Source organism: Achromobacter colocynthidis, from assembly GCF_057334535.1.
The window spans coordinates 196,367-205,266 of the sequence record NZ_JBHFIZ010000002.1; the positions used below are offsets into that span (position 1 = coordinate 196,367).

At 62.7% G+C, this 8,900-nt stretch carries 8 protein-coding genes; 4 read left to right on the forward strand and 4 right to left on the reverse strand.

The genetic code is table 11. The features are described from left to right. Positions 1–246 precede the first annotated feature (246 nt). Positions 247–723, forward strand: a complete 477-nt coding sequence (locus ACE04A_RS01295; protein ID WP_100855019.1) for a hypothetical protein — start codon at positions 247–249, stop codon at positions 721–723. 44 nt (positions 724–767) lie between these two features. Next, positions 768–1,475, forward strand: coding sequence for a hypothetical protein (locus tag ACE04A_RS01300; protein ID WP_485819801.1), 708 nt, complete (start codon positions 768–770; stop codon positions 1,473–1,475). An 18-nt stretch (positions 1,476–1,493) separates the two neighbouring features. Here the strand turns inward: ACE04A_RS01300 and ACE04A_RS01305 are convergent, their stop codons facing one another. Together ACE04A_RS01305 and ACE04A_RS01310 are read right to left on the reverse strand one after the other, a co-directional pair. Further along, positions 1,494–3,905, reverse strand: coding sequence for a DUF3772 domain-containing protein (locus tag ACE04A_RS01305; RefSeq protein WP_485819802.1), 2,412 nt, complete (start codon positions 3,903–3,905; stop codon positions 1,494–1,496). A gap of 225 nt (positions 3,906–4,130) precedes the next feature. Next, a complete protein-coding gene (locus ACE04A_RS01310; RefSeq protein WP_279997233.1) occupies positions 4,131–5,057 on the reverse strand; it encodes a LysR family transcriptional regulator in 927 nt (308 codons plus the stop codon). Between the two features lie 250 nt (positions 5,058–5,307). Between ACE04A_RS01310 and scpC the strand changes: the two genes are divergently transcribed. Further along, positions 5,308–6,825, forward strand: a complete 1,518-nt coding sequence (scpC, locus tag ACE04A_RS01315) for a succinyl-CoA:acetate CoA-transferase ScpC (RefSeq protein ID WP_448717825.1) — start codon at positions 5,308–5,310, stop codon at positions 6,823–6,825. Between the two features lie 7 nt (positions 6,826–6,832). Here the strand turns inward: scpC and ACE04A_RS01320 are convergent, their stop codons facing one another. Then, entirely contained in the window at positions 6,833–7,759 is a 927-nt protein-coding gene (locus ACE04A_RS01320) for a LysR substrate-binding domain-containing protein (RefSeq protein ID WP_448717827.1), read from the reverse strand. Between the two features lie 128 nt (positions 7,760–7,887). On the opposite strand from ACE04A_RS01320, the gene ACE04A_RS01325 reads away from it, so the two are divergent. Then, complete coding sequence (locus tag ACE04A_RS01325) at positions 7,888–8,157, forward strand: isoleucyl-tRNA synthetase (RefSeq protein ID WP_448717828.1); 270 nt, start codon at positions 7,888–7,890, stop codon at positions 8,155–8,157. Positions 8,158–8,716: 559 nt separating this feature from the next. Here the strand turns inward: ACE04A_RS01325 and ACE04A_RS01330 are convergent. After that, on the reverse strand, positions 8,717–8,900 hold a 184-nt coding region (locus ACE04A_RS01330), incomplete at its 5' end, for a hypothetical protein (RefSeq protein WP_485819803.1).

An 8,900-nucleotide genomic window follows, 5' to 3' on the forward strand; every position in this document is an offset into this window, starting at 1 on the left:
TATGCATGGTTTGATGCGGCGCTGCTCGTCATTTTTGCGCTTCGTTTCATGCGTTGCGCTCGTCCACAAAGACGCGATCGACCGTTTAGCCGATATCGACATGCCTAGGACGGAGCAATCATTCCGTACCAATACGAAAGTCCCACGCCCAGCCTTGTTGCCAGGCGCATGGCAGGACGTAGCGGTCCGCGCCGGTCGGCCACCGGCACCTGTGTATCCGCATGAAGCGGGTCAGGAGGAGCTCAAATGAAAAAGCTCGCAGCAGTCGCAGCCCTGTCATTGTTTGCCGCATCGGCTTATGCCAGTGGGCCGAACATCTCGTCCGTGTCGATCACCGGCCATGCCGGCACGATCAACGGCACGGCCTCATCCATCTCGAACGGCAGTTCGGTGGTGGCCACCCAAGTCAACGGCTATGGCTCTTCCAGCCAGACGTCGTTCGGCGAAACGGGTGGCGTCGCGCAAGTGGGCGGGTCGTTCAACCATGAGGGCACGACGGTGGTGACCAGTACGCGCCAGTACGCCACCAGCGAAACCTACGGCAGCGTGTCGGGCAACGCGCCGATCATGGTCGGCGACAGCATCGCCAACGGCGGCGCCACGTTCGGGCAGACGGAAACCGTGGCGTCGGCCGCAGGCACCTTCAAGGCCGCCAACATCGGCGCGTTTGGGGCGATTGGTGGGGTCGGATCGATGGGCCACGTTGGCGGCTTCAATCGCTGACCCAATTATCCGGACGGCTTCGGCCGTCCGCTCGAGGGGACATCATGAAGAAAATCGTGTTTGCAATCACGCTGTCGCTTGTGGCCGGCTCGGCCTTCGCGCAGACCAGCAATTCAAGTTCCACTACCTCTGCAACGTCGGGGTCAACCAACGCCGGCAACAACCAGGGCATTACGTTCAACTCAAGCAACAACGGCTCCAGTTCGGTGAAGACGGTGCCCCCGGTGGGCGGCCAGAGCTTCTACGGGTCGTTTTCGTCGGATAGCTGCATGGTGTCCGCTGGCGGCGGCGGCTCGGTCATTGGCTTCGGCATGAACGTGGCGGTGCCGATCGAAGACCAGAAGTGCAGTTTGCGGCGCAATTTCGAACGCACCATGCAGGCAGCGGCCTCCACCAAGGATGCCGACCGTTCGCGACGCCTGGAAACGGCGGCCATCGACATCCTGTGCCAGACGGACGATCGCACCAAGGCCGCGCTGGTGGCGCAAGGCCTGTGCACCAATCCTGCCTTGACGACGGCGGACCATCGCTTCGATACCACGGCCGTGGCGCAAGCCGCGCCGACCTCGACGGCAGCCACCGCGCCAGCCGTGCCGATGCAGAGCCGGGTGCAGGCACCGCCACTGGCAACCGTGGCCGCAATGCAACCGTATCCGGTGCAAACCGCGCAGACCACCGCGCTGGCGTCGCCGCCCTTGCGCAACCCGCGGCTTGAACGCCAGCAGTTCGCCGCCCTGTATTCGCCCGGTTGAAGAGACGGGGGGCGGCGCCTACGCCGTGGGCGGCGGCGCCACTCCCTTGGTCTCCTGCTCGGTGCTGAACGGCGAGGGCGACGACAGCAACATCGTGGGCGGCGAAGACACTTCCAGCCCGGCGTCATGCAAGCGCTTCAGGACAGTGAACAGCAGGGCGCTGCGTACCCCGTAGGCGGCGCGCGGCGACGAGACGTAGCCCCTGGCGTTGAAAATCAGATGCCCGTTTTCAATGCCGTCCAAAAACACGTTGGGGGCGGGGGTCTCCAGCACGTCCTCATGGTCGGTGAAGGCTTGCAGGATCAGTTCTCGCACCGCTTCGGCGTCGGTCGAGAGCGGCATCGGCAGCTTGATCTGCACCAGCCCCAGCGGGTTCGAGTGCGTCACGTTGCGCACGGTCTTTGTCACGAATTCCGAGTTCGGCACGATCACGGTAGACCGGTCGCCCATCTGGATTTCGGTGGCGCGCACGTTGATGCGCAGGATGTCGCCTTCGACGCCGCCCAAGGATACCCAATCGCCCACTTTCACCGGCCGTTCGGCCAGCAGGATCAGGCCCGACACGAAGTTCTGCACCACGGCTTGCAAGCCGAAACCGATACCCACCGATAGGGCGCTGGCGATCCACGCCACGCGCTCCAGGCCGATACCGGCGGCTGACAACGACAGCGCAAAAGCAATCACAAAGCCCGCATAGCCAAACAAGGTGGCGGCGGATAGCTGCATGCCCGGATCCAGTTCCGTGGTGGGCAGATAACGGTTCGACAACCAGCGCTTGAGCAATTTGACGCTGAGCAGCGACAAGGCCAACACCAACAGCGCTTGCAGCACCGCGCCGGGGCGGATCTGCGCTTCGCCGATCGACAAGCCCTTGTGCAGTTGGTCAAAGCGCTGCACCAGGTCCATCGGGCCTTCGCCGAACGGGGCCAGCAGCAAGATGATGGCCAGCAAAGCGACCAACACGCGGCCCACGCCGGAAAGCAGCACGGCCGCCTGGTCGCGCAGGCTGGCGCCTTCTCGTTCTCCTTCGCGGTGCGTCGTGCCCAACAGCGTGCTGAATCCATCTTCGATCAGTATCGCCACCAGGTAGGCGGAGGCCAGCACGATCAGCACCCACAACGCCTGCTTGACCAGGAAGGCGCCGAACGCGACATAGCCCGCCAGCAAGCAGGCCAGGCTCAAGACCAGCACCGCCCAGAGGATGCCCAACAGCAGCGAAATCCAGAAGGGCGCGGGCGCCTCGGTTTCCTGGATCAGCTTCTGCCGCAGGCGACGGCCAATCACCAGCACGGCGCTCATGGCCGCCATGATCAACGCGGCAACGATGCCGGTCAGCGTGATCGTCGTGGTCAGGCTGGCATTGAGCAACACAGGCAGGCGTTCAGCCAGCCAAATCATCACCACCAGCGTGCCCAGCAGATTCGGCAGCCATTGCAAGCGTGTGGCCGCCGCATTGCTGATGGGCGGTAAGCGCCACGAGGGGCGCCGCCGGGACAGCAGCGCATTGCCAAGGCCCGAGACGAAGCCGCCGAAACAGACGGTGGCCACCAGGGTTGCCAGCAACGACACGGTGTTGTCGGACAGTTGCGAATCCCAATCCAGGCCGGTGTGGATCAGCAAGGCGATGATGCCGGGCGTCGCCACCGACAACATCACTTGCGCCACGGCCAGGAACGAGCGGCGCAGCCGGCCGGGCGGCACGCGGGTGGCGGTCAGACGAAGGATCAACCGGCCGATCCAGATGCGCAGCGCGATGGTCAGCGCGGCGGCGCCCGCCAGCAACAACCAGCCCCACTTCGGCGTTTGGCCGACGGCGGTCGCCAGGTCATCGCCCAAGGCTTCCAGGCGCTGGAGGTCGCGCGGAAACTCTTCCTGGAATTCGGTCCAGAACTGGCCCGACAGGAATGAATCGCGGCGTTCGCCCAGGCGCGCCTGAAATTGCGTGCGCCGCTGTGCCGAAATCTGTTCGGCAGTCTGGCCCGCGTCCACCGACAGCAGCCGGGCCAGCTTGATCTGCGCATCCAGCGCACGGCTGTTTTTTTCCAACTGCGCGCGCTGGGCCGCCACGTCGGGCGCTTCCTTGGCGCCTTCCGGCGCCGCACCCAGTTCGCTTAAGCGGGCGGTCACACTGGCCAATTGCGGGGTCAACGCCTCGCTGACCGCGTCGGCCTTGGACTGGATGTCGAGCGCGTCGCCACGTTGCTTGACCAGTGTGGCGTCATCGGTTTCGTCGGCGACACGCTTGCGCATGTCGTCGATCTGCTTGCGGGCAGCGGCCAACTGCGTTTCGAATTCCGCCGGGTTCTGAGGTGGCGCCGCAAAGGCGGGCATCAGGCAGAAAGTCAGCAGCATTGCCGCGATCAGCGCCGCGAAAGCTGGCATGCGCGAACGGCGCTTGCAGAAGAGCAGGAGGGGGGCGGTGTAGGTCATTTTCCGGGGGCGAGATACTCGCGTCGAGGCGGCAGCATACCAAGGCCTTGCTTTGCCCGTTGCAACAAAAATAGTGCTGTGTCCCCGGTATATCGACCGCTCTTGATAGCCGGCAAGCAGACCGCCGTCAGGGCTATAAACAGGGGCGGATCAGTTTCAGCGGTGCGGTGGTGCTTTGCGTGGCTTGCCCCGCGCAATCCCTCTTTACGAGCCCTACGTTTGGAATCAACTCGGCCGTGATGGCGCACCCCGCGCCACGGCTTTTTTCGGTTTGCCCAGTACTGCATCGCAGACGTCCAGCCATGCCCGCGCGGCGTACGACAGGTAGCCCGATTGCAGCCAGATATGCCCCACCTCCCATTGCATCCCCGACTTCGCCAGCTTGGCGGTGCTTAAGCCGCGCGTCTTCATGCGCTGCATCAGGGGTTCGGGCAGCAGCGCCACGCCCAACCCAGCGGACGCCATCGCGACCAGAAAGTCCCAGTGCGCGCTTTGGGCGGCGATGCCAGGTTGAAAGCCCGCGTCGGCAAAGGCCTGGCGCAAGCGGCGGGTGATGGCGAAGTCGTCGGTGGGAATCAGCAGGCGCGCGTCGCGCAGGGCGCTCAAGGGCAGAGACGTCTTGCCGGCCCACGGCGCGTCCGGCGGCCCGATCACCCAGATGGGGTAGTTGCCGAACGGCTGCGCGGCCAACCCGCCATCGGGCGCAATGGGCAGGATGGTGGCGCCTATCTCGAGTTCACCGCTGGCGACCAGGCCTTCAACCGCTTGGCCGGTGCCCTCGCGCAGCGTCAGATGAATACCGGGATGCAGTTCGCGAAAGCGCTTCACCACCGGCGTGAACAGCAGGTTGATCATGGGCGGAATGCCAACCTCCAGCGCCCCGCGCCGCAAGTCGGCCGTCTGGCGCATTTCTTCGCTGAGTTGGCGCATGGTCTCCAGCACTTGCAGCCCGCGCTGGTACATGACGCGCCCGGTGTCGGTGGGCCGGGCGGTGTGGCCGTCGCGAATCAGCAGCGGCGTTCCGGCCTCATCTTCCAATTGGCGAATCATTTTGCTGACCGTGGACTGCGTCACGAACAGCGTCTTGGCCGCCTGCGTGAAGCTGGCATGTCTGACGGTTTCAACGAAATACCGCAATGCGCGCACGTCCATGGCGGCGGGTTCCCTGTGGCGCGATGCGCATGAAGGCAATTCAAACTATGAAAAAAACGACTGGATTGGATGATTTTAAGTCATTACGAGATTCAAGCGCGCGTTTCTATACTGCGGAAAATTCTTCCGGCGCGGGCGTAATTCGTCTGCGGCGGGATATCGGGAAACGCCGCGTCAGACGGTGTCCGGGTGCTTGTGCGGTATCGCCACGCCCGGCCGCGAGCCGTTGGCCTTTAAATCTGGAGACACCATGCATCTCGACCGTATTCGCCATCCTGGCCTGCTCGCCAAGATCACGTCCGCCGACCAGGCGGCATTGTTGATTCAGGACGGCATGACCGTTGGCATGAGCGGGTTCACCCGTGCGGGCGACTGTAAGTCTGTGCCGGCGGCGCTGGCCTGCCGCGCGGAACGCGAGCCGCTGTCGATCACGCTGATCACCGGCGCGTCGCTGGGTCACGATACGGACAAGATGCTGGCCCAGGCGAATGCCCTGGCGCGCCGCATGCCGTTCCAGGTCGACACCACGTTGCGGCGCAAGATCAACCAGGGCGAGATCGCTTTCATTGATCAGCACCTGTCTGAAACGGTGGAGCAATTGCGGGCCGGCCATATCGGACCGATCAACGTGGCAATCATCGAAGCCGCCGCCATCACGGAAACCGGCGCGATTGTGCCCACGATGTCCGTAGGCAATTCGGCGTCGTTCGCGCAACAGGCCGACAAGATCATCATCGAGCTGAACGTCGGCGTGCCCGCCGCCATCGAAGGGCTGCACGACATTTATGTGCCGGCCGAGCGCCCGGCGCGCCAGCCCATCGGCCTGATGTCGGTGGACCAGCGTATCGGCCAGCCCTTCATTCAGGTCGACGCTGACAAGATTGCCGCGATCGTCATCACGCACAAACCCGACAGCCCGTCCAACGCCTTGCCGCCGGACGAAGACACCAACGCCATTGCCGGCCACATCAATACGTTTTTGCGGGGCGAAGTGGATGCGGGTCGCCTGACCAATGCGCTGCTGCCGCTGCAGGCAGGCATTGGCACCATCGCCAACGCCGTGCTGCATGGTTTTGAATCGTCAGACTTCGACGCGCTGACCATGTATTCCGAAGTGCTGCAAGACAGCGCCATCGAATTGCTGGACCAAGGCAAGCTGGCGTTCGCGTCGGCCTCGTCCATCACCGTGTCCAAACCGGTGTACGACAAGATCCTGGCCAACATGGAGCACTACCGCGAACGCATCGTGCTGCGCCCGCAGGAAATCAGCAACGCGCCTGAAGTCGTCCGTCGCCTGGGGGTCATCGCGATCAATACGGCTTTGGAATTCGATATCTACGGCAACGTGAATTCCACGCATGTGGGCGGCACGCACATGATGAACGGCATCGGCGGCTCCGGCGATTTTGCGCGCAACGCTCATCTGGCAATCTTCGTTTCCAAGTCCATGGCCAAGAACGGCGACATTTCCAGCGTGGTGCCGATGGTGTCCCATGTGGACCATACCGAGCACGACGTGGACGTGTTGGTCACCGAGTGCGGTCTGGCGGACCTGCGTGGGCTGGCACCCCGGGAGCGCGCGCGCGCCATCATCCAGCATTGCGTGCATCCGTCCTACCGCGCCGCCTTGCAAGATTATTTTGACCGCGCGTGCGAACGTGGCGGGCAAACGCCGCATCTTCTGGAAGAGGCGTTTTCGTGGCATCAGCGTTTCAACGAAACGGATTCCATGCTGCCGGCCAAGCCCTCGGCCCGCAAGGCGGCCTGAGCGCGCGTTAGTCGGAGGGCTGTTGCGGGTGAGGCGTGACAAGCGCGCACCGCGACAGCTCCAACTCGTCATGCAGCCATTGCTTCAGCGCAACCAGTGGCGCCCAGTCCCGCAGGCTCGGCGGGTAAACCAGGTGGTAAGTCTGTGCTTGCTCGTAGTGCACGCTCATGGGCGACACGCGCACCAGGCGCCCGGCACACAGTGCGTCGGCGGCAAGTAGCTCGCGGCCCAGCGTAATGCCCAGTCCTTGCTCGGCGGCTTGCAGCATCATGCCGGCGTCGTTGAACGTCGCGACCGGCGTAACGGGCGTGCGCAACCCCGCCGCGTTGAACCAGTGCTGCCACATTTCCCGCTCGCCCAGGAGCGGCTGGCGAGCCAACGTTTCAGCACGATCGTCTTCAAGCTGGGCCGCGGTCTCCGGCGAGGCTAAAGCGATCAATGGCAAGGGCATGTCGAACAGCGGCTCAGACTCCACGCCCGCCCAGGGGCCGCGCCCAAATCGCAAGGCGGCATGAAAGCCGTCGCGTACCAGATCGACAACTTGCTGAGACGTTTCTATCTCTAGCGAAAGCCCCGGATTTCGCGCGCGCCAGCGTGCCATGCGAGGCAACAGCCAACGCTGCGCGAACGAGGGCAACACCGACACCCGCAGCCGCTGCGCACTGCCCGTGGCTGACGCCGCCGCAGCCATAACGCCCTCATCCAACAGCGCCAGTGCGCTCTGCACGCTGCACAGCAGCGCCGCGCCTGCGCTGTTCAAGACAATGCCACGTCCGCTGCGCTCAAACAGCGGAAAGCCCAACTGCTCTTCCAACCCTTTGATCTGCTGGCTGACCGCGCTGTGCGTCAAGTGCAGCCTTTCGGCAGCCGCGCGCAAGTTCTGCAGTTCGGCCACCGCGCGAAAGGCGGGCAAGGTATTCAAGGGCAAGCGCATGGTGAGCTATCCAGGGCAAAAAACGTTCGGTTAGCGTAACTGACCAATAGGCGGAAAACAATTGGATTTTCAGGGTTGGTTTGGGCGATTACGCTTACCAAAACGTCGAACGTCACAAGGAGGCGCTCATGCCTGCCCAAATTTCTACTCCCTATTCCTTCGCCGCCGCCGCATCAGCCCAGCAGCACCCCATGCCCGCGCCGAGCCAGGCTGGGCTGCTTAGCCTGATGTGGGCGGCGTTTTGCCAATGGCGGCTTCAGTCCCGCCTGCGCAATCTCGCCGCTGATATGGACCCGCACATCATGAAAGACATGGGCGTGCCCGAGTGGCTGATCCACGAAAGCACGGTTCAACGCCAACTTGAGCGCATGCGCCATGCCGACTACCTGCGCTGGTAGAGGTGTAGCGGTTCGTCAATGGTCATCGGCTCCTCTGGCTCTCTCTATATATAGAAGGCGTTTTGATGATGCGCGGCCCTCTATATAGAGGGGAGGAGTGAAAGAGGGCGTTAGACGCAGGCTTGGCTCAGATTTTTGCTTCCCCGTCATGACAGCCCAAAAACTTGTGCTATAGTCTCGCTCCTTCGCAGTTCAGGCAGTTTTTGAACCGCGAAGCCAAGCAAGCACAACAGGCCACCCGGCAAGCGATCCGCAAGGAAACCTACCCCGGCCTGCCGCGAAGCAGCCAGCAGTAGTTACGCAGGCAGCCAAGCGGTTATTGCAAGGATTGCAGCAAATCAGGCAAAAGCCAGTTGCGCAATCTGCAAAAATCGTGCTATAGTTTTGGGCTTGGCTGGTGATGACGAATCAGGGTTTACCCGGATCAATATCGCAAGCCACCTGGTTCAGTAACCAACCTCTGGATTCCAGAGCCAACGCAAAGCGTAAGCGAGCGGCGGGGTTGCAAGATAGGATGCAAATTAGGCAAGAGCCGGTTGCATAATCTGCAAAAGTTGTGTTATAGTTTCAGGCTTGGCAGTTGCCGAAAACTTAGGGTTAACCCGAATGGGTGTTCTGATGTTTCGATAGCTGCTAAGAGAGGGTGATCTGAAGGGGTCGCAAGCAAGAAAGCGGTGGCGCGAAAGCGAAACGAAGCTGACTTGACAAGCGATAAAAACTTCTTCATAATCTCGCCTCTCTGC

Coding starts and splice junctions, on each gene's coding strand:
- ACE04A_RS01295 (WP_100855019.1), top strand. CDS start 247: ATGAAAAAGCTCGCAGCAGTCGCAGCCCTGTCATTGTTTGCCGCATCG.
- ACE04A_RS01300 (WP_485819801.1), top strand. CDS start 768: ATGAAGAAAATCGTGTTTGCAATCACGCTGTCGCTTGTGGCCGGCTCG.
- ACE04A_RS01305 (WP_485819802.1), bottom strand. CDS start 3,905: ATGACCTACACCGCCCCCCTCCTGCTCTTCTGCAAGCGCCGTTCGCGC.
- ACE04A_RS01310 (WP_279997233.1), bottom strand. CDS start 5,057: ATGGACGTGCGCGCATTGCGGTATTTCGTTGAAACCGTCAGACATGCC.
- scpC (WP_448717825.1), top strand. CDS start 5,308: ATGCATCTCGACCGTATTCGCCATCCTGGCCTGCTCGCCAAGATCACG.
- ACE04A_RS01320 (WP_448717827.1), bottom strand. CDS start 7,759: ATGCGCTTGCCCTTGAATACCTTGCCCGCCTTTCGCGCGGTGGCCGAA.
- ACE04A_RS01325 (WP_448717828.1), top strand. CDS start 7,888: ATGCCTGCCCAAATTTCTACTCCCTATTCCTTCGCCGCCGCCGCATCA.